This is a genomic window from Pseudomonas baltica (genome assembly GCF_014235765.1).
GTDB classification, from domain to species: Bacteria; Pseudomonadota; Gammaproteobacteria; order Pseudomonadales; family Pseudomonadaceae; genus Aquipseudomonas; species Aquipseudomonas baltica.
Map to the genome: position 1 here is coordinate 68,867 of NZ_JACMYH010000009.1, position 20,029 is coordinate 88,895.

Here is a 20,029-nt window from a genome sequence, read left to right on the forward strand (position 1 = left end):
CAGGTGTGGTTGGCTTCCTGCTAGTGCTAGCCGCACGGGAACCCGTAGGGCAATGATCAACACAGCGCCGACCCGCCGTAGCGCCGTCCGTTGCATTGGCGGTACGCAACGCTCAAAACATCGAGACCTTAAGTCAATTGACGCTGTAAAAGTAGTCACGGTACGGCTGAACAACAGCATCCTTGGTCAGGTTGAGATTCATCAGCCTCAATTTGCCAACGCCCCCCAAGCCCTGGAATCGAATCCATACCCTTTTCGTATCTGCACCGGTGGTGAACTTGAGCGACCAACGAGTCTCGGTGGCAGCCGCCGCGAATCGCATAGACGCGAGGTTGGTACCAGGGAAAGCATGACCTGCGCCATCATCTGCCCCGGTGTTGATCTGCACCTGCGGGTAGTTCCCGGTAAAGCTCGCAGCCCTGGTACCGCTGACAATGTAGGTCGTGGACGGCTCGACAGGCAAACCTGAGGCGGCGTCGTTCGAAGTGGTGAAGTTGCTGAAATCACCAGAGACCCCGTTGTACTCGACGAAGGGATTGCCGCCGTTGAACCCCGCTTCTGTCTTCCGCACGTAGCGGGGATCAGCCGACCACCCAGCAAGGTCGGCCGCGAACTTGTAGTTCGGGATCAGCTGCAGTCCGCGGCGATCCTCTTTGCTGGCAATGACGCCTTGAATCGACGCTCTGCTGCCCGGCCCTGCAATGATTCCATTGCCCGCCGTGACAGTCATAGTTCGTCGGTCTCATAAACAGCGTTGCCGGTTGGAGTGACCCGGAAGCGGCCGCGCCCCAGCCACAACGCCTGACAGCCGGTCTCGGTGAAAGTGAAGGCAGGAACCCACGTATCACCCGCCTGTTTCTCGACGACGACCGTGCCGGATTTGACTACAGCGGTTATCACGACCGGTGAATTGGAGAGACGCCAAGGGAAAACATTTTGAACGGTGTATGCAGCCATGGTTGTCACCTTTGGAAAGCCGCGCAGCGCAGCGCGTGATGGTTGTTCGATTTCAGCTCGAAGGCAGGGAGTCAGGCCAGCGCACTGAGCGCATTGGCGTGACATTCGGGCCACTTCTCCGGGTGCGGCTTGCCGGGACGCCAGGTGCGGGCGTAAAGGCTCCATGCCGCCGATTGCTCGGTCAACGCCGGCAGAGGCTTCGGATCGCTCCACAGCAGCAGTCGGGCGAACACGACCGCCAGCACGTCGTCAGTCTCCAAGGCTGCCCACACCTTGGAGCGCTGGAATGGCACACCCCGCTGCAGGCAGATCGCTGCGGCGTAGGAGGTGGTGGCCGGGTGCTCCATCACACCCTTCACGCCGCCGTCCCGCTCGAACTGCCAGAACCCTCGCGCTGGGCCATTGCCGTACTGGCGGCGGGCGAGGAATCCGGACTCTTGCAGGCCGATAGCAATGATCATGGTCATGGCGCGGCAGCCTGCCATCTTCGCGGGCAGAAGGCCCAGGGCCTGCCGGATGGTTTCAATCGGGATGTTCATGGTTTCGCTTTCCTGCAGGCGTAAAAAAGCCCGCTCGAGGCGGGCATGTGGACTGTTGGGTTTTACTCAGCAGTGGGCGATTCGGCCGGTGCTGAAGGCTCCGGCACGGCCTTGCTGCTGATCGTCACTTTGGCGCTGTAGCTGGAGAGCAGCTGCGCGGTGCGGATCGACGACTGGGGGAAGGACTGCAGGATCTCCCGCGCTTTGGCGTCCGCTTCGGCTTCGGTGGCGTATTCCACTTGGTTGTTGGGGTCGTACGAGTTCGCACCGTTGATGACGATGTAAGGCATGGTGTATCTCCAGATGAAGGCCGCTCAATGACGGCCAGGTATTTAATTGAAAGGAAATGGCAGGTTTGATGTGCGTGTTACCAACGCGACAGGCATCCGATCAAAGACCATCGCATAATATCCGACGAGTTGGCCGCCCGCCTGAGTAGAGGGTGAGCCGCCGGCGGGTCCAAACATGAATTGAACCCCCCCGACATAACCACCAGCACCTTCAATTACGCTATAGCCCAGCGAGCTACTATTATCTACCACAGCGGCGTTGCGGCTAAATGGCAGATGCACTGCATACTCTTCTCCTCCCAGCGGTATGCGAACTTTTGAATACTGAATTGAGGGATAAGTCCCTTTGATCAATTCATTGTTGCCGCCTGCATAGGCGGTCAAATACGAACTTCCTTGTTGCGTGCCTGGTCCCGGCGGCGTCACTTGAGCGATAACGTTTAGCGGCACCATATATGAGTTGAACGTAATAGCGCCGGTTGCAACATTTCGGCAACGCAGCCTGGGACCAGATCCCATTTCGCGCATCTGGTCAAACGCATATACCTTCGTCGACGCGGAAGCGTTTCCGAAGATGTACGTTCTGGTATTGCCCGAGGCGCTGACGCCATTCAGGCAACCGTCACCTACGAGAAACAGCATGGGCGCTACGCAGTCAGGCACCGTAAAGGTCCACTGCTGATCCCCGCTGCCTGGTGCATCATCGGCCCAGCTTGTCCCTTGGGACGGGTCAAGATTAAGGGAGCGTATGCGTTTCCTTGGCCATATCTCACCCTGCGTCAGATACCCGCTTTTGACCAGGCCGTATGTGATTTTTTCGCTGTCGAGCAAAATGGTGCCGTCTAGCTTCCTGACTTTAAGTCCAGCCATCAGAGGTACCCATAGGCGATTCGGCAGTTTGCCGAAAAAAACCCCCAACCGTTTGTGTTGTATGAATACGTCCATGAGAGCGTATTCCCTGAAATGGTAACTCCTGGGCGCTTGCCCTTTTCCCTCTGCAGATCGACCAGCGGCAAAATGCTATAGAACAACGTTTTACCAGCTGGCGGTGACGGAATGCTCACTGATCCGTTGTTGCCATTTGTTATGACCGAGCCTAAATCCTGACTGTAATTGCCAGTCATGTTTAGAATCTCTTGCCCATTTGCAGGATTGCGAAGAATCAAGCCAGCCATTATGTGATTACCCCATACTTAGCTCCACTACAACCACGCCGTTCTGCACCATGAATATCCCATCCTGTCGAATGAACATGTAGGCGCCGTTGGTTGTCTTGTTTTGAATGAGAATCTGCCCAGCGTTGAAATCAACGTTCATCACCGGAGTACCGTAGTTTGTGAATGTTTGCGAGTACAGAGACTGCCCTACGATGCCTTGCTGGATCGTGGCTTTTTTAAGATAGGCGTCGGCTAGAAAGACCTGGCCATTTTCCACCGCAAAGGGAGATGTCAACGCACCACTTAAATTCGATGGCAGTACTACGAACCTGTCAGCACTGACAGCAAACGTTCCCTGGGTCACCCCGCCTTCGCTTTCAAGGCCAATGCCGAAGCCTGCAGCGACCTTCATCCCGCCGCTTGTTGTCATCACTTTGACGGAATACTGAGCTTCCACTTTGCCATTCAACCCGGCAAGCGCAGTGGCTGTCTGCTGAACGGAAGCTCTGGTATCCCCTAGAGTGGACTGGACAGTATCGATCCGTTGGCCCAGGGCCTGGTCACTATTCGCGCGGGCGGTGGTTTCATTGCTCAAAACCGACGCTACGTCTCCGACGTATGCGCTCAGATTGGTGACCTGTTTGGCCTGCGCAGTCAGCTTGTCACCCTGTTGCGTGACCTCCGACGAAAGCGAGTTCAACGCGCGGCTCGTCGCGCTCAGGTTGCCCTGTAGCGTCGAAACGCCGTTGTTAAGATCTGTGATACTGGTGCTCTGGCTCTTGTTGACGCCTTCGGCTGCAGTGACACGATTGGTCAGTGTGTCTACAGCCGACGCGCTGGCCTTCGTGCCTAAGCCGTTTGTCGTGCTGTTGACCGCATTCTCGAGGAGGGTTGTCCTGCCAGACACGCTGCTGAGCGAGGTGCCCTGCTGGCCAACTACGGAAGTGAGTGACCCCAGAGCGGTAGACGTCGCTGACTGCGTGGCTGCTGCTGCCTGACCGTTGTTCCTCCACCCAGTGGCCACGTTGCCGTACTCAAGCTGCGGGCGCGCGATATCGATGAAACCATCGCTCACGGCTTCACTGCCATACACACGCAGGTACACGTGGGCATAGACCGCACCTGCCGCAGGGTTTGGCGTTGCCAAGGCGATGCGCTGCGGGGCGTCCGTAAGGTAGTACATGATCGTGTTGGTCGTAGTCAGCACCTGCTGCGCGGCATTGAGCTGCTGCACGAAGATGCGGAACCCCAGGTTCGCCGTGCCGCGAACGTATGCCGACGTCACAAAACCCTGCCCACCGGCAATCCTGGCAAGCCGATCCGTAGCCGTCCGGATGGACCGGTACAGCGAGCTGATATTCAGCCCGGTGACGGTCATCCGCTGGGCCATCTCCCCGGAATTCATGAACGACGTGACCATCGACCACACAGCCGTCGACGCCCCAGGGGCCGCTGGCCCCTCGCCGATCCACCCTTCCGCAACATTTCCGGCGCCTACTCGGACGAAATCCGGGTTGTAGAGGAGGTTTTCACCTCCGCTCATGCCCAGATTATTGTTCAGGCTGACGATGTTGTTGCTGGCGCTGGTGATGGCGGCACCTTGCTGCGCCACGGTGCTGGACAAGGACGATACCGCCCCGGAAGTTGCCAGCTGGTCCGACGCCAGCACCTTTCCATTGTCGCGCCACCCGGTCATCTGGGCCCCAATCTCGAACTGGGCATTGTCGATCTCTGCGAAACCGGCAGTGATGGTGCCGGCGGCGTTCGGACGGACACGCAGCAATGGCGTGGAGCTGGCGGTACCGGCAGGCAACGGGTCGCTGGTGAGCGGGACCCGCTGCCATGCTTCCGACAACACCGTGATGTTCTGGGACGTGGTCGCCAGCACGGCGCCCGCCGCGTTCCTGTGCTGCATGTACAGCTGAAACCCCAAGCCAGGTGTCCCTCGAACGTTGGCGGAGAGCGTCACTACCTGACCACCGGGTACTGCAGGCCGTTTAGGAATCTGGGGCGTAATGTCCACATAGGTAGACGTGGTCATGGCTGAAACTTCAATCCGCTGCGCCCGGCCAGCCAAGTCGAGCGTGGACGGCACTGAGGTAGATGACCACGCAGGACCAGCAGGCACGGAGAATGCCCAGCCGTCCGGCGTCGTGGTGCTCCCCTCGATCAGTCTGTCGAACGATGGGTTGAATAGCAGGTTTTCACCCCCTGCCAGCGACAAGCTATTGGTCAGACTGACGATGTTGTTGCTGGCAGATGTGACAGCGCCCTCTGTGGCGCTGACCCGGTTGGTCAACGCCGCCACGGTGCTCGCGTCGGCCTTGGTCTGCACCTGGGTCAACGCACTGGCTGCAGCATTCGCCGCATCCGTTGCCACCTTGTCGGTAACCGCCGCCCAGGCTGAGCCATTCCAACGTTTGGGCGTGTTAGCCCCGCCGGTGATGTCTATCCAGAGGTTCTGCGCCAGCTGGTCCGCAGCCGCCGGCGCCGCCGTCTGCACCATCACCTTGCCTTTGCTCCCGGCCAGCGCGGCTGCGTTGTTTGCGGCCGTCTGAGCAGTGCTGACGGTGGTGTTCGTAGTGGTCAGGCTGTTGTTCAAGCCGGTGATGGCCGACCCCTGGCTTGAAAGCGAGTTCTCAGCAGTGGTCACCCGGTTGCCGATGCTCTGCACGCTGCTCGCCGATGCCTTGCCGTCCACGTCGGTGCGCAACCCGGTAATCTGCTGCGCCTGGGCGGTGTTCACCCCTTCGGCCGAGGTTACCTTCGTCTCAACCGTCTGCACGCGCGCGGCGAGGCCGTTCGCGGTGGCCACGGCCTGCCCCACGTTCAGCCAGTACGTGGTGTTCGGTGGCGGCATATTGACCGGCACCGCCTTGATGGCTTGGTAGATGACGCCATCGGCGCCCAGCACGCCCTGCCCCGCGGCGTAAATCTGGTCGGGCTTGTACGGCATCGAGTCGGCAAGATCGGCGATCGCGTCAATCTGCCCTTGCAGCTCGGTCCTCACGCCTTCCAATTCAGTGTCGACAGCAGCGATCTGCTCGGCGAGCAGACTCTTGGCTTCTTGCAGACGCTCATTCACGGAATCAGGTCCGTTGCCACTGATCAGCTCGATCTCGGCCGCCAGCTCCTTGCCCAGTGCGGACTCGCCGACCTGGCCAGCGATCTGGTCGAGAATGGCGCCAGCATCGCTGCTGGCCTCACCACGCACGCCCACGCCGGCTGGGTAGAACGGGCCGAGGTTGCCGGTACGATCCACCAGGCGCGCCCAGAAGAAGAAAGCAGCGCCCGCGCGCAGGTTCTGCAGCACGTAGTCGCTTTGTGGGTACGCCAGATCGGACAGCTTTGTTGCCGCAGTCACGTCGGTACCCGGGCTGTACCAGAGCTCGGTGCGCTGGGTGTCTTCCGCGCCTGGCGGGAAGGTCCAATGCACGCCGATGCCGAACAGCAGGCTCTCGGTGGTGATCGAGGTTACCGCCGGCGGCAGGCCGACCTTGCCGGTCATATTCGTCAGCATCGAGCTGCGCCAGATCGACGAGATGTCGAATGCGCTCACGGCCCGCACGCGCGCCAGGTAGGCGCCAGCATAGATACCGGTGATGTCGACGCTGGTCGCGGCGGTGCGCAGCACCTTGATCCAGTTCCCGTTGTCCTTGCGCCATTCCACGTCATAGGCCACAGCGCCGGAGACTGCCGGCCACTCGATGGTCATGGTGTTGATTGCAATTCCCTGATCAATCGCTGAATGCGACGTCAGCGTAACGCTCGCCGGCGGCTGAACTGTGGTCACCGGGATAACGCTGATTGGCCGTTCTTCCAGCCGTGCCCCGCTGTCGATGGCAGCGAACTTGCTCGGTTCGTATTGCAGGGCGCTGATCTCGTAGTCGCCCTCAGTGGTGCGGCGGACCTTCAGCACGCGATACAGCGGAATGGCCAAGTCATCGGCATCCAGCGCCCATTGCAGATGCGCAACCGGTAGTTCGCTGTAGTCGGCCGTCACGGTGATAGCACGGCCGCGCACGGACTGTACGGTGCGGCCCTCAGCCTTGCCACTGGGCAGGTTGATGATGAGCCGATCGCCGGCTTTGGCCTGGGTGTCTCGATCAAGCGTCACCATGCGCGCGGTCGACGCGGAAATGCGTCCACCGATCTCACGGCCCGCCAGCAGTGAGTCGGCAATCGGAATAATGAAGCCAGGCAGCGGTATGCGCCCTTCCATGCCGGTCTTGAGCGACACGGTACGATCAAGGCTGTTGCTCAGCACCACCCATTTGGCGCGCCGCTGGGCTTCAGACGCACGCGTGCACCCGATTGCGCTGATCTCGGTGGGCTTATCGCCAAAGCGGCGCTGCAGTGCGGTATCAGCGTAGGCGATCACGTCGGTGTCGTAGTTGTTGGCCGGGTTGTCGTAGCTGACCAAGGCGCGGGTGTACCGGGTCTTCGCCGAGGCGCTGCCGTACTGAAATTTGCCATCGATGACGTTGGCGCGGGTGAAGACGTAGTCGAAGTCCTGCGCGCGTGGCATGTCTGCCTGCATCAGCAGTTGGCCCTGAGCCCAATAGGTCATTCCGCGGTAGATGGCCGAGATGTCGCGCAGCAGCGACCAAGCGTCGGTCTTACCCTGCAGGTTGAAGTCACACAGGAAGCGCGGCTCGAGGCCGCCCACACCATTGTCGATCATCTGGTCGCAGTACTGGGCGATGCGGTAAAGCTCCCACTTATCAACCATCCACGGCTTGATACGCTTGCCCAGCCCGAAACGATCCTCCGTGCAGATCCCAAACGTGGCCCAGGCCGGGTTGTTGGTCCAGGCTTGCTTGAACGTGCCGTCCCAGATGCCGCTGTAGGTGCGGGCTACAGGGTCATAGTTACTAGGCACCTGCCATTTGCGCCCATTGCAGTCGACCGTAACCGCAGGAATATTGGTGAACTGCTCGGCGTCGAGTTCCACGTACAGCAGGGCTGTGTTCGGGTACCTAAGCTTCTCGTCGATGACTTCCGTATAACCCGCCACCAGCATGGTATCGGCGATCTTGTTGGTGTTCTGGTTCGGTGTCAGTCGGCGGATGCGCAACTGCCAGCCGGACGTCGCTTTGGGCAAATCAATGCGGCGCGAGCGCTCATATCGGGTGGTTGTCTTACCGTCCACTGCGTCAGTCAGCATCACCTGGTAGGCGCCACCGTCGGTGGCCACATCTACGGCATAGTCGATGCGGTACCCGCCGACATTACCCTCGTCGTCCTGGCGCTGGAGCGCTGGCCAGGCCAGCCGCACGCGCACAGCTGAAAGCTGGGTGTTGGTCAGCGAGCGGATCCAGGCGTTGTCGCTGCGCAACTCGACATTGACGGTCGTCTCGTTCTCGACTGAAGGAATGCCTGGGATGTAGCTCTGATCGACGCTGCCTGGGCGCCATTCCCATTTCACGTTGGGGAAGTTGATGTTTCCACTGGCGTCAGCGATTGGCGTGTTATCGAGGTAGATATCGCGCGCGGTGGGAGTGCCATCGAATTCACCTTCTCCCACAGCGATGAGGATCTTTGCCAAGTTCGTGGAGCGCAGGCTATCGGCGGCCTCGGTGGGCTGCTTAGGGCTGGATTCACCGCCTTTGGCGCCGTGGATATCGATGCGTGTTGCTGCGCCCATGCTTTTCTCCAGGCATAAAAAAACCCGCCGGAGCGGGTCGTGATCATTCGTGTTAATCAGGTCTTGTCTTCGGCCAAGATGGACGCCGAAATGATCGCCCCACCCCAGCGGCGCTTGCCGATGCAGATCGGGACGTTGTTGCCGCTGGCGGTCGTGTTTCGTGCACTGCCGAAAGCGTAGGACGGTCGGTTTTCTGGGGAGGCGCTGGTGCGCAATCCTGAGGCTTGCGGACTTAGCAGTTGGATGACGCCGCCGGCGGCATTCGCGATACCTGCACTGCCTACAGCCATAGCCGTAGCAGCGGACCAACCCAGCGGGTTCCACCATGCGAGGGCGATCAGTGCAACGCCCACCACCGTCTGCAGAATGCCGGCTCGTTTGCTGCCCCTGATCACCGGCGCGATGATGATCTCGCCTTGGCCGTTGCGCCCGACCTCCTTTTCGCCCAGATTCTTCTTGCCTCGAAAGATCGCAAACTCGAGACCGTTGAGCTTTGAGTCCAGAAAGAATTTCTCAAAGCCCGGTATCTGCACGGCAAGGGCTTTGATGGCCTCCAGTGGAGAAGAAACAGCGAGCCGATAGGACTTGCCGAATCTACGCAAAGGACCGTAGAGCCGAACCGTCGTCAGTGGCGTGTAGTGAGCTGCGGTAGATATCATGTGGTTATCCCATAAAAAAACCGCCCGGAGGCGGTTTCTGAATTGACTATGTCAGCCGGCACATGACCGAATGACTTGCTCCACCTGAGCCGGCGGTGCCTGCCAGGTCCGATAAAAGTGATACGTCACTATTGATCCAGATTGGGACGAATCTACGTCTACCACATGCCATGGAATCTCAGGGCTGGCCACTACTGAGTATCGAGGACCAGACTTCTGCAAAACCCCTCCGATAGATCCTCCCACAACCTTGGTGGACTGCCACCCGTCACGGATACACTCAGCGACCTGCTCGGCAGGCACGCTTGATTTGATGACGAGCAATGGTGGGGTGCTGCGGACATCTGCAACGCTTGAACAACCCGCCAGCCCCACAAGCACCGCCGCCGCAATCAAAAGTCGCATGCTGATCCCTCACTATACAAATATATATTTTTCAAACGACAAGCTAGACGCCAAGTTAGCTTTTAGCAGTTGTGGTCGAGCTGCATCTAATTCTATCAAGATCACTCATCAGCCTCGTCACTTCAAGAAGATTGAGCTGAGCTTCCTCGCGTGACACCTCTTCACTTAGTTGATAGTCAGCCATAGCTCTCAACCTCTTTCGATCACGCAGTCTGCGAGCAATTTTTCTTAAGCCAGGACCTACCCCTTCAAATCTACGAATGAGCTGCTCATGCACGCCACCGTCAACTCTCTTTATTACAGGTAGCTGCAAATCTTGTGCGGCAATCTCTGCTTTATGGTATGCGGCATAGTACCCACGACTTATAGATGATCGAAAAGCGATTTCATCAGCGGATTCACATAATGTTCCACTTTGGGACAGAAAATCCTCAGCTGACACCGACACGATAAGCCTCCTCGGAAATTTGGTGATAACTAGCCGTCCAGGGAGTTACCATTATTGAGATTTCGTTATCAATCTCGTTGTCAAAACGTTCTAGAAGCACGTCCAATATCTGCTCATTCAAAGCTACAAGTTCGCTTGCGGGGGCTTTTACCATGAATCGATAGAGGATACCCTCCTCGCCTTTAGCAAATAGCTTGTAGGCAATAAGGGGATGATTGATCTTTGATCTAATCAGTTGACATGCTGCATCCAGCCTTTTTGTGATCTCAATATCACTTACACCGAGGCGTTCGATTACCGCCTTAACCTCAAGCGCCTCCCTCTGGAAGTCATCATTGATTATCTCATTAGCCATGAAATCTCCCAGCATGCCTACCTGAGCCTGTTGCGCACGCAGAAGCGGAATGTTTTCCTCTGTGACGAATTCTTTAAGTTCCTCGATGACTTTCCTTGCATCTAACACACGGCCATTTAGCAACGCCAAATATGCACTCGAGAAACCCACAGCAATAGGATCCATACCAAGTTCTTTGGAGCGGTTCATGTTAGATATCACCTCATGATAGCGCCCTTGAAATCCAGCCAGACATGCCAACTCATGATAAACAGCGGCTTGCTGGGCTACGCTTAGCGCCAAATTTCGTAAGGCTTCACGAAAGCGTCTCTTCAAGCGTTCGATAGACACTTCGTCTACCGTACATGTCTCGGCCAAGCGGTCTTTTATAGACTGGCGCTCGCTGAACAGCTCTCCGATATTTGATTTTGGTTGTGGCATCCTGCTCATCCTTTCCGATTCATCCGAATCTATCACAACAGTTGCCAGAGCTGTATCGATGCAAGGCGTATCTCTACGCGGGATGATAACCATGTTGCCTGAGGATCATTCGACTCCGGTCTAACCAAGGCCCGCCGAAGACAATGATTTCAGAGGGCCGGCCGTACAGATGATGCAGCAAGAACGGTCCTTGTCCGTGCACACCGCTCGCTTCCCCCGGTAGCGACGGATCTGCGCCGAGATAGATACCGGCGTGGTTCGGATGCGCGGTGCGCCCCACCGCCATGACGATCATGTCGCCGCGCTGCGGCACGCTTACGCGGTCGAATCCGGCTGCTTGGTATGCCTGCTCATAGAGGCTCGGACCGGCGGCATCTTCCCACCAGCCGTCCTGCCGCTCGAAAGCGGGAAACTCGAGGCCCATCTCGCGCTTGTACCAATCGGCGCAAACCTGCCAGCAGTCCCAGGCGCCGTGGACGAAAGGTCGCCCTAACAAGGGGGTATTGCCCGTCGGCACGATGGTGCGCAGGTCGCCCTCAGGCCACGACAAAATGTGCCAGGGAAGCTCAGTGGCCTCGCACATGGCCAGATCGCGCGGTGACGGTCGGCTCGTCGCGTCCGGGTGTGAGTGAACAATACCGATGACCTCGCCTTGGTCCTCTGCTGCAGCGAACGCTTCCGGCGCGATGCGGAACTCTTCGGTGGGGTCCGTTGCTATGTTCTCGCAGGGTAGATAGACATGCTTGCGCCCGATCGCCAGTAGCAGGCCGCAGCACTCGTGTGGATAGGCCTGAGCAGTGTGGGCCTGGATCGATGCCAAGATGTGCTTGCGCATGGTCAGCTCCTGGCAATCAGTGATACGGCGGGAAACCCACCGAAAGGAAGTTCGTTACCTTCACCGAACCGTGGAACGCAGCCGCGGCCCAGTGTGGCGTCACATTCGTCAAGTTCCGGGTTGTCGGTCCGGTTGCCGTCCTTGTCGACGTACGGGCCTGTATAGCCGCAGTTCGGACCTCGGTAGCCGCCGGTCATGCACCAGTGGCACAAGGTCGTCATCTGCCTGCCGATGGTCACGCCGCCGACATCGCCCGGGCTGGCCAGATCCCATGAGACGGTCTCGCCGTCTTCGTTGGTCTTCTGGTCGATGTACCAGACCTCAATGGATTCGTCGCTGGGATCAGCCTCCGGGTTGCCGCCGGGGAAATTCTGAGCGTCCAGGTACTTGCCCAGCGTATGTCGCATGGTGAGCTTGAACTCGAGAAGGTCCTCAAACGCCAGGCACAGCGCAGTGATGCGGCCGTTGACGTTGCCGACCGACAGAGTTGGCCGCACCGCCGTACCGTCGCCGTTCGCCTCGATCCCGTCGATCTGCATGGGCCAGGCACCGTATTCTTCGCCCTGCCACCAGAGAGCCTTGGCAGGAAGCTGGTCAGCATCAGCACCGGCGGCACGCAGTTCCTCGGCAGTGTGCGGTATGGCATGGCCGTGGAAGCGGAGGATGTCGGCGCCGTAATCAGAACCGTCCAGTTCGAACAGCAGGATTTCGCTACCAGGCTCAAGGGTCTGGATCTGTGTAATCAGTGACATGGAAAACCTACGGCTGGAAGGCGGTGGTGAATGTGGCGGTCAGGGTGTAGCGGTCTGCGCCGTGGGAGGTCACGGTCGGCGCTGTTGATCGGTAGAAACCGAGCTCGCCGAGGGGCGGTGTCCATAGGAATGACTTGAACCCACCGTGGCGATCGAGGAAGGCCTTGATCTCCAGCGCCGCCTTTTCGCCGACGGCAAACGTCAGGGCCCAAGAGTCGGAACGATTGTTCAGTCCGTCGCCAGCCACCTGCTCGTAGCCGTCGCCAAACTTGCTCGTCCTGACCCGGTATTCCGGCGTACTCGTTCCATCGATCCTGGCGCACCAGGTGAACTCTTCAACGGCCATTTACTGCTCTCCAAATGGATCCGCCGGGCAGCAGCTCTTTCGCGATCGCGTCTTGCGCGCCGCGCTTGGCCGTGTCGGCATAGGCTTGGCCAACTGCTTTCATGTCTTGCGAGGACGTGGTTCCTCCATCTTGGGCGGGCACGCTGATGCTCTGCTGGATGAGCACCTGTGTGCCTGCAGAAGAAGCTCCGCCGAGACCACCACCGCCGCTGCCCAGTGGCGTAATGCTGCCGCCTGAGGCGCCCATCATCAGATAGCTCTTACCATCTTGATTCAGCAGCTCAGGTCCGCGCTCGTTCACTTGGTAGAGCGAGTTCGGCGATACCAGGCCGCCCACCGCACGCTGGCCGGATACCCAGGTCGAGAAATCCTTACCTGTGTAGTCGGCCTGGGTTGCGCCAGCTGTGGTCCCGCCGCTGAAGTATGAGCTGATGGCACTGACACCCAGGTTGAGCAGCCCACTGGTTGCTTGGCGAGCCGCTATGCGTGCCGTGTCCGCGAGCACGGACTTTGTTAAGTCCGCGAACGATGCCTTGCCGGTGAGTGCGAAGTTTGCCGCAGCACCAGGCCATCATGGGCTGGCCGCCGTGGACCAAAACGCCCTCGGCAAGCTTGCGTTCAGAGGTTTTGATGGCCCCGCCGAGCTTCCAGCCTTGCGATATGCCGATCACCTTGTCCTGAGGAACGCCGGCGGCGACCAATGCATCCAGGACGCCCCCGATACCGGCCGGATCCACGCCGATCTGATCGAGCAGACCGGCTTTCTCGACCCTTGCTGCGATCTCGGCTACTTCTTCCAGGTCATCGCCGATCTCGTCGACCAGCACCAGGTGTCCATCCTTCGCGAAGTCGTGCAGCCGAGGCGCTTCGGCCTTGCGGCGCTCGAGCACGGACGGATGCGCCCAGGCTCGGGTCCAGAGCAGCCATTCTTTGGTGACCTTGTCGCGGCCGACGGCCGAGAGCCCCAGCAGATCGTCGAGCCCGCCACCGTCAATGCCGAGGTCGATCACCTCAGCGTGCTCGAGCAGATAGTCCAGGGTGATTCCGGGGTACTTACCTTGTCGTTCCCAGAAATCCGCGCCTGCCCACCGGTCTGAGCGCAGCGCCAGACCAATTTCGACATTCAGGTGCTTCGCCAAGAACCCCAGAAACGACACTTCGCCATCCAGCTGGGCCTGCGCATAACCGCGCTCGATGAATGGCTCATCGACTGAAAGTCCCAGATTGGGGTTCGTGATGTAGGCGTTCGAGAAAATACGATGATCACCAGCGTCCAGCATGTGCTTGGGGAACTCGTATAGCACCGGCAGGAAAGATGGGTCGTCAATCTCGCCGTCGCGCACTTTGCGTGCGTACATGAGCTTTTGCCGAAACACGCCAGCTGGCGGCTCGTCCGACTGTGTGGTGGCGTAGATGATGAAACCTTCAGGCCGAGAAGCCAGGCCACCAGTTGCCTCGCGCAGCATGGCTTCGGCGCCGTGACGCTTGCCGAAGACCCAGAGCTCGTCGATGAAGATGCCGATCGCCTTCTTGCCGGACACCGTGTCGTTGTCGGCGGCAACCACTTTCAGGGTGGCGTTTGTTTGGCGATGGGTGACGGTCCGGGTGTGGTTCTGGACCTGGATGAGTGCCTGCAGGTCCTCATCAGCATTGATCATGTCCCTGATCGGCAAGTAGGAGTTGTCGGCAATCTCTTTGGTCGGCGCCAGGATGATGAACTCGCCCGATGGCCGCCAGTTGAGGATGAGGGCCGTTAGCATGATGCCGGCGGCGATCGTCGACTTGCCGTTCTTCTTGCTGATGAGCAGCATGAATTCTTGAATTTTGCGCCGACCCTCGTCTGGATCGTACGCGCCGAAGATGGCGCCGACGAACTCATTCACCCATTCCCGGACCGTTTCGCTCATCAGAGGGCTGCCAGTGGCGTCCACCATGCGCAACGAACCGAACACCTCCAGGGCTTCTGCCGATTGATCAGGGAACAGCGGTCCGCTCGGGATCAACGACTCCCTGGCAACGATGCGGCGCTCCCAGTCGATACATGCCGTGCTCCACTTCATCACTTACCACCCTTCACGGCAGTGAGCTTGGGCGGTTGGCGAACGCCGAACCTACCGGCCGCTGCTTTATCCGCGGCGTCCTTGGCGGCGTCCTTCTTCCCACCCTCGGCTTTACGCGAATGGAGGAAGGGCATCAGCGCCTTGGCAGCATCAACGCGCAGCTTGGCCTCGGCCTCGAAGTCATTCATCGTCGCCAGCAGGAAATCCTTCGGATCAGAAAACCGCAGGGCCTTCGACAGATCGAAGCCCGCGTCTGGCTGCTCTTCAGCGGCTTGAACAGCCCCATGTCGCCTCGGTGCGGCTCGATGTGGTCGACCACTACGCCTGACGTGATCCTGCCCTGCTTCTCGCAGTAGGCACACAGGGGGTGAGCGTTGAGCCAGCCTTCTCGTGCCTTCTGCCACTTGTAGCCGTACCCACGCTGGTGAGCAGTGGTCTTGGTCGCGCGCCATGAGTTCGGGTCAATCGTCCCGATCCGGTCGGGTTGTGTCTTCACTCGATCCTTGAGGGTGTTGAGCCTGGTCATCGATGGGTTCCTGAGGCTTGGACGTCTGCAACCAGGTGCTTGCTCTGGCTATGGCTTCACGTGCCCACCGGTTAGCCCGAGCGCGCCGGGCGGCGCATCCACTACAGGCCATGGCCTTGGACGCGGAGATTGTCGCCGTCGACAGTGAACACGACGGTGAGTTGGGCGAAACCACCGGCATCGCTGACCAACGCAGTGCTCACCTGACAGGGCAACATTTCGCCGCTATCGGTGTAGAGGGCGAACGGCGATTGTTTGTCCGTCTCACCTGGGATGAACCGAGGCTCGGGATCTTTCATGGTGGTGACGTCGATTTGCGATGCGATCTGCTTCAGTACCAGCTCCATGATCGGCTCCGCGCCACAAAGTGGCGGATGTGAGTTTGTGGCGCGGCCTACTTGGTCTGGCTGCGTTTGATCTGAGCGTCCACCTGGTCGGCACAGGTATCGAGCAGGTTGACCGCTCGATCCTTTAGTGCCCAAAGGTCACCGTTCAGTGCGAGTTCTTCGTCGCTATCGTTGACCCGCTCGCAGGGCACCATTTCAGGGGCTTCGACTCGCACGGCTGTCGTCTTTCCCGGCGCTGGCTGCGGGCTTGCCGCGCAGGCCGTCAGGCAAAGGCTGATCAGCCCACTTGCGAACAGCCGGGCTCTTACGCTTGAGGTCTTCAAAGTCCTTCCTCGCTTGACGGGCCTTGTCTTCGCTGGCCTTGAGGCGCTGCTGCAGGTCGGCCAGGTAGTTGGCGTTACGCTTGGCCTCGGCCTGGAGCGTGGTGATGGTCTTCAAGCTTTCGGTGTTGGCTTCGGTAGCATCCTTGGCCGCTCGTGTCTGCAACGTCACCTGCCCTTCCAGCGCGATCACGCGGTACTGCTGGATGGCAATGAGCAGTGCGGCTACCAAAGCGATGATCAGTGCAGCGGCAATGCTTTTGAGCAGGTTCATAGGCCGTCCGCCTTGCGGCCGAGAAACTTCACGATCATTTCGCGGATGACGGTCACACCGACAAAGCCGATCGCACCGCCGGCGGCAACGGACAAGCTCGACGGCCACTCCATCCACTCGATCACGCTGCTCGCGGACAGGCTCAGCCCACCACAGATCAGCGACTCCAGCAGGATGCGGCGCTTGCTGGTCTCTTTGGCCTCGTACAACACACGAAGCCCAGAAATAACCGTTGCCATGATCGCTCCTTGCCAGAGAGGGTTGCTCAGGTACAGGCGCAGGTGCAGCCATACCTGGGCCCAGAGGTCAGGGTCTTTCTCTGGCATGATTGAAATCCGAATGCCTCCCCACGCTGGGGAGCAAGATACGAAAAGCCCCGGCGATTGCCAGGGCTCGAAATAGGTGCAGACGCCCGGTGCTGATCGGCCGGGTTGTGCAGGTTTATAGCCCGTGCACGGCTCTGCGCATCAGCCTGCGCATTCGTCTGCTTAACGTGAGTTGTTTGCATGAGTCCCCAAAAGCTGCATGGGGCAATCTTGGCCACGGGCCTATCAGCATAGGTTAAGTCAGCGGATTGGACCTTGGTTACTGGGCGGATGTGGGGAAGAACGCAGATCAACAGTGGCCACGCGATGGAGAACCTTGACGGGGAGCGGCAGTAGCACCTCCCATTGAGGAGGCTTACGCGGACCTTCCGAAGGTTGATGATTAGAGGCTTCACCTCTCCAATATGCACAGCAGTAGTCAATCAGCAGGCCTATTTCCGCGCGATAATCCAACCACGTCATGTCGTGTCGCGATGCTCTCTCGCCAAAAACTGCGTAAATGTGAATCGGATGATCTGGAACGGGAAGGATGGATCGCGCGAACGCAATTGCCTCATCGATTGTTTCAGCCGCAAATAAACAGCAGCTTCGAGACCAGTGAAATCCCACGAGCCTGAGAGCTTGTTCGGCACAGTACTCCCTGATCACGGCGTGGGAGGCGTTCGCTGGCGGTTTGCTTTGAATGTGCGACCAGTACTCTGAGCCAAAAACAGAAAGTCCCCGGTGATCCTCAAAAAGTTGTTGGCCTGGCCTCAATGAAGAATTACGGTCGGCGTGGTAATAAATTTTCATTCTTTTTTCTCCTTGACTCGCAAAGAGACCACAGAAATCAGTCATAAAAAAGCCCAGCGGCTATGCTGGGCTCGGTGACGACTCCTGAATTCAGTGCGCGCGTTGCGGAATGAACGCGCTTGCCAGCTTGCCAGCCAACACCCCACCCTGATCCACTTCCCGAAGTTTCAGCAACTCCTGGTAAGCAGCTCGGCCGGCGGATGTGATGCCGGTCACTCGCTCAAACTGGGACTGAATTAGTCCGTTTACGGTCGAGTCGTAAATCACACCATCCTTGAGGCTTTGCGCGTATGCCGACTCCCGACTATAAAAAGACGTCGCGTTAGCGCCCTCAGAATGCCCCTGCGCATCCGCCTGCTCGAATAAGTCCAACAGGATACTCAACACATTCTCAGTCACGTCTATCTCCCTGATTATCCGGAGCAGATCCTGCCCGGGCTCAGAGAAATATCATAATACGAGAGCACAAAAAAGCCCGACACAATGGTCGGGCCTTCTTTGCTCATCCTGTAGACGCAGAATGGCAATGTGGGTAATTAGATTCTCATTTTCTCAAGAAATCAAGCAGCCTGTGCAATTAGCCCCGCTTCACCCAAGACAATGCCTGCCGAATGGAAGGCCTTGTCCATTTCTTCACGCAGCCAACGGCGCATATCTAATCGCCACCGGTACAAGGTCTTCTCTGGCGTGGGGTTGTCCAGGTTGTCCCATGTGTGCAGGAGCATGAACCCGTCGGGCAGCGTCTCCACGGCCCAAGCAGTGACGCACTTGAAGCGGAACAGCGTATGGGACTTGCCCGGGGCCACCCTGGCCAGATGCTGGATTGCCTGAGCCCGTTCCTGCTGCAGCCCTGCCGTGTTCGACACGGTGTAGAAGGCCACCAAGAGGTTCCAGTGCAGAGGCGACAGCACCCGGCGGATCAAAGCCCTGGTCATCGTGTCCTGGGCCAGTTGCTCCATGCGGTCCAGCGGGCACGGGTTGTCGCTCTTGCCCGGGTGCCAGCCATCAGGCTTGTACTTGTTCTGCCAGGCTGCGCCCTTGTGCAGCGAAATGGCATCCAGTGTCATCGCGCGTACCACGCCGTGTTCGACATCGCGGTAAACCGTCATCAAGCAGCCCTCCGAATGCGTCGAGGCGGTGGTTGGTCCAGCCCCAGCAGGTTGCGGAGCAACTTTTCAGAGGTGACGGTCTTGGCATTGCCCTCAGTAACCCAGCGCTTGCAGTAGTCGCCGAATTCGATGTCGGTGCGCAGTGCGTGCCAGCTGGCGACGATATCCAGCAGATCGGCCATGGCAGCGGCTCCACCCTTCTCGTCCGCCAAATGCTGGCCGGCCAGCTTGAGGAATTTGCGCTCATGCTCCTGCAGGCTTTTGCGCGGCAGTGCCGCAGATACTCTACTCATTGCCGGTCTCCTGGCTGGGCGCTTCGCCCTTCGTGCATTGGTTTTGCATCCTCCCTTGGGATGGATGCGCGATAGGGCTACAGCCCGCGCCATTCATGGCTTGTAACGGGTTAGCCTCATCTGCCTGTCCCGGTAATGTCCCACTGTGAATAGCCTTGAATCCTTGCCCATCAAGGTGCTGGTGCCAGTCCTCCAAGGCCCGACGCTTGAGCCCCTCAGCGGTGGTGTGGATGTAGGTGGCGTCCAGGTCCTTCATCGCGTGATTGAGCAGCAGCTCGCCGACCATGTAGTCCACGCCCAGGTCCGTCCAGGCAGTGCGCGCCACCTTGCGCAAGTCGTGGCTGGACCACTCACCCTTGGCCACGCTGGTGAACACGGTGCACGCCTTGCTGGGGCTGAGCGCCGAGCCATTGCTACCTGGAAACAGGAACGGCCCGGTGTACCCGGATGCCGCCTGTTTTGCCCGGTACCGCTGTAGGAGCGAACGAGCCTGCGCGGTCAGCGGCAAGGTGTGTTCGGCTTTGGTCTTCGTGTCCGCTGCGGGTAGTGGGCTGCGAATCGACGACTGGATCGCCACAGTGGCGAACGCTCGCCGATATGAATGGCTGCGTGATCGAGCCTCGCAGTCGGGAGACGCCAACGTACCGATGGTTCGGTGCGGACTGGGGCCTCCGATGGCTGCCGAGGTGCTGGACAGCTGGCTGGATCACGCTATGGCGATGTACCCATGAATGCATCCATCGCATTTCGCCTGCTGGCTCTATACGAGGCCTTGCAGCGCCGGGAGACCACGTTTGGTCAGGTGTATGCCATGGCTGCCGACTGCGGCATTGACGGGCGCCAGGTACTAGCCGACCACTTTGCACAGCCGGCGTCGATCGTCGGCAGCTTCGAGGCATGACGTGACAGATTTCCCTCCAAGCAAAAGCATGACGCGTCAGGAATGAGGTAAGCAGATGCGCTATTTGACCGTCAGGAAATTCGCCAGCGAGTCTGGCTATAGCGAGGACGCGATCCGCTCCAAGATCCGTGACGGCATCTGGCGGCTCGGTGAGATATGGAATAGGGCTCCGGATGGCCGGACTCTTATCGACGTGGTGGGGTATGAGAAATGGGTAGAGGCGGGAGGGGAGTTCGGGCGGTCTCCGATACGAGCATCGAGATCACGTTCA

General features: G+C 59.0%; 26 protein-coding genes and 1 pseudogene. 2 read left to right on the plus strand and 25 right to left on the minus strand.

The window, feature by feature from the left end; all coding sequences use genetic code 11:
* Positions 1 to 133: 133 nt before the first annotated feature.
* From H7993_RS19670 to H7993_RS19790, 25 genes and pseudogenes are all read right to left on the minus strand, one after another.
* Complete coding sequence (locus H7993_RS19670; protein WP_185795394.1) at positions 134 to 730, minus strand: hypothetical protein; 597 nt, start codon at positions 728 to 730, stop codon at positions 134 to 136.
* Positions 727 to 957 (minus strand): hypothetical protein, encoded by a 231-nt coding sequence (locus H7993_RS19675; protein WP_185795415.1) that lies wholly within the window; start codon positions 955 to 957, stop codon positions 727 to 729. Before H7993_RS19675 ends, H7993_RS19670 begins: the two co-directional genes overlap by 4 nt.
* Before the next feature lie 71 nt (positions 958 to 1,028).
* A complete protein-coding gene (locus H7993_RS19680; protein WP_185795395.1) occupies positions 1,029 to 1,496 on the minus strand; it encodes a hypothetical protein in 468 nt (155 codons plus the stop codon).
* Positions 1,497 to 1,558: 62 nt separating this feature from the next.
* On the minus strand, positions 1,559 to 1,786 hold the full coding sequence (locus tag H7993_RS19685; protein ID WP_185795396.1) for a hypothetical protein: 228 nt from the start codon (positions 1,784 to 1,786) through the stop codon (positions 1,559 to 1,561).
* Positions 1,787 to 1,828: 42 nt separating this feature from the next.
* On the minus strand, positions 1,829 to 2,731 hold the full coding sequence (locus tag H7993_RS19690) for a hypothetical protein (protein ID WP_185795397.1): 903 nt from the start codon (positions 2,729 to 2,731) through the stop codon (positions 1,829 to 1,831).
* A gap of 237 nt (positions 2,732 to 2,968) precedes the next feature.
* Positions 2,969 to 8,590 carry a TipJ family phage tail tip protein gene (locus H7993_RS21020; protein ID WP_185795398.1) on the minus strand — a complete coding sequence of 1,874 codons (5,622 nt, stop codon included), beginning with the start codon at positions 8,588 to 8,590 and terminating at the stop codon, positions 2,969 to 2,971.
* A gap of 56 nt (positions 8,591 to 8,646) precedes the next feature.
* Positions 8,647 to 9,249 carry a tail assembly protein gene (locus tag H7993_RS19700; protein ID WP_185795399.1) on the minus strand — a complete coding sequence of 201 codons (603 nt, stop codon included), beginning with the start codon at positions 9,247 to 9,249 and terminating at the stop codon, positions 8,647 to 8,649.
* Between the two features lie 460 nt (positions 9,250 to 9,709).
* Positions 9,710 to 10,102 carry a hypothetical protein gene (locus H7993_RS19705; protein WP_185795400.1) on the minus strand — a complete coding sequence of 131 codons (393 nt, stop codon included), beginning with the start codon at positions 10,100 to 10,102 and terminating at the stop codon, positions 9,710 to 9,712.
* The gene (locus tag H7993_RS19710; RefSeq protein ID WP_185795401.1) at positions 10,086 to 10,877 is read right to left on the minus strand and encodes a hypothetical protein; all 792 of its coding nucleotides are present in this window, start codon (positions 10,875 to 10,877) and stop codon (positions 10,086 to 10,088) included. Before H7993_RS19710 ends, H7993_RS19705 begins: the two co-directional genes overlap by 17 nt.
* Positions 10,878 to 10,950: 73 nt before the next feature.
* Positions 10,951 to 11,712, minus strand: a complete 762-nt coding sequence (locus H7993_RS19715; RefSeq protein ID WP_185795402.1) for a C40 family peptidase — start codon at positions 11,710 to 11,712, stop codon at positions 10,951 to 10,953.
* Positions 11,713 to 11,714: 2 nt separating this feature from the next.
* Entirely contained in the window at positions 11,715 to 12,464 is a 750-nt protein-coding gene (locus H7993_RS19720; protein ID WP_185795403.1) for a phage minor tail protein L, read from the minus strand.
* A gap of 7 nt (positions 12,465 to 12,471) precedes the next feature.
* Positions 12,472 to 12,810 carry a phage tail protein gene (locus tag H7993_RS19725; protein WP_185795404.1) on the minus strand — a complete coding sequence of 113 codons (339 nt, stop codon included), beginning with the start codon at positions 12,808 to 12,810 and terminating at the stop codon, positions 12,472 to 12,474.
* On the minus strand, positions 12,800 to 13,147 hold the full coding sequence (locus H7993_RS20775) for a hypothetical protein (RefSeq protein WP_244647096.1): 348 nt from the start codon (positions 13,145 to 13,147) through the stop codon (positions 12,800 to 12,802). Before H7993_RS20775 ends, H7993_RS19725 begins: the two co-directional genes overlap by 11 nt.
* A 193-nt stretch (positions 13,148 to 13,340) precedes the next feature.
* Positions 13,341 to 14,870, minus strand: a pseudogene (locus H7993_RS19735) (terminase large subunit); the annotation flags it as partial.
* Entirely contained in the window at positions 14,870 to 15,058 is a 189-nt protein-coding gene (locus H7993_RS19740; RefSeq protein ID WP_425312041.1) for a hypothetical protein, read from the minus strand. The gene H7993_RS19740 and the pseudogene H7993_RS19735, both read right to left, overlap by 1 nt.
* Positions 15,055 to 15,396, minus strand: a complete 342-nt coding sequence (locus H7993_RS19745) for an HNH endonuclease (RefSeq protein ID WP_185795405.1) — start codon at positions 15,394 to 15,396, stop codon at positions 15,055 to 15,057. Before H7993_RS19745 ends, H7993_RS19740 begins: the two co-directional genes overlap by 4 nt.
* A gap of 101 nt (positions 15,397 to 15,497) precedes the next feature.
* Positions 15,498 to 15,743, minus strand: coding sequence for a hypothetical protein (locus H7993_RS19750; protein ID WP_206683083.1), 246 nt, complete (start codon positions 15,741 to 15,743; stop codon positions 15,498 to 15,500).
* Between the two features lie 47 nt (positions 15,744 to 15,790).
* A complete protein-coding gene (locus tag H7993_RS19755) occupies positions 15,791 to 16,009 on the minus strand; it encodes a hypothetical protein (protein WP_244647100.1) in 219 nt (72 codons plus the stop codon).
* Positions 15,939 to 16,337, minus strand: a complete 399-nt coding sequence (locus H7993_RS19760; protein ID WP_185795406.1) for a hypothetical protein — start codon at positions 16,335 to 16,337, stop codon at positions 15,939 to 15,941. The genes H7993_RS19755 and H7993_RS19760 overlap by 71 nt, the downstream gene beginning before the upstream one ends.
* A complete protein-coding gene (locus tag H7993_RS19765) occupies positions 16,334 to 16,663 on the minus strand; it encodes a phage holin, lambda family (protein WP_185795407.1) in 330 nt (109 codons plus the stop codon). Before H7993_RS19765 ends, H7993_RS19760 begins: the two co-directional genes overlap by 4 nt.
* 240 nt (positions 16,664 to 16,903) lie before the next feature.
* Positions 16,904 to 17,455 carry a hypothetical protein gene (locus H7993_RS19770; protein ID WP_185795408.1) on the minus strand — a complete coding sequence of 184 codons (552 nt, stop codon included), beginning with the start codon at positions 17,453 to 17,455 and terminating at the stop codon, positions 16,904 to 16,906.
* A 90-nt stretch (positions 17,456 to 17,545) separates the two neighbouring features.
* A complete protein-coding gene (locus H7993_RS19775; RefSeq protein ID WP_185795409.1) occupies positions 17,546 to 17,854 on the minus strand; it encodes a hypothetical protein in 309 nt (102 codons plus the stop codon).
* A 161-nt stretch (positions 17,855 to 18,015) separates the two neighbouring features.
* Positions 18,016 to 18,564 (minus strand): hypothetical protein, encoded by a 549-nt coding sequence (locus H7993_RS19780; RefSeq protein ID WP_185795410.1) that lies wholly within the window; start codon positions 18,562 to 18,564, stop codon positions 18,016 to 18,018.
* The gene (locus tag H7993_RS19785; RefSeq protein ID WP_185795411.1) at positions 18,564 to 18,857 is read right to left on the minus strand and encodes a hypothetical protein; all 294 of its coding nucleotides are present in this window, start codon (positions 18,855 to 18,857) and stop codon (positions 18,564 to 18,566) included. Before H7993_RS19785 ends, H7993_RS19780 begins: the two co-directional genes overlap by 1 nt.
* A complete protein-coding gene (locus tag H7993_RS19790; protein ID WP_483312748.1) occupies positions 18,850 to 19,434 on the minus strand; it encodes a tyrosine-type recombinase/integrase in 585 nt (194 codons plus the stop codon). The genes H7993_RS19785 and H7993_RS19790 overlap by 8 nt, the downstream gene beginning before the upstream one ends.
* Before the next feature lie 150 nt (positions 19,435 to 19,584).
* Between H7993_RS19790 and H7993_RS19795 the strand changes: the two genes are divergently transcribed.
* Together H7993_RS19795 and H7993_RS20725 are read left to right on the plus strand one after the other, a co-directional pair.
* Positions 19,585 to 19,758, plus strand: coding sequence for a hypothetical protein (locus H7993_RS19795; RefSeq protein WP_185795412.1), 174 nt, complete (start codon positions 19,585 to 19,587; stop codon positions 19,756 to 19,758).
* Between the two features lie 55 nt (positions 19,759 to 19,813).
* A partial coding sequence (locus H7993_RS20725) for an excisionase (RefSeq protein ID WP_206683084.1) occupies positions 19,814 to 20,029 on the plus strand: 216 nt, incomplete at its 3' end.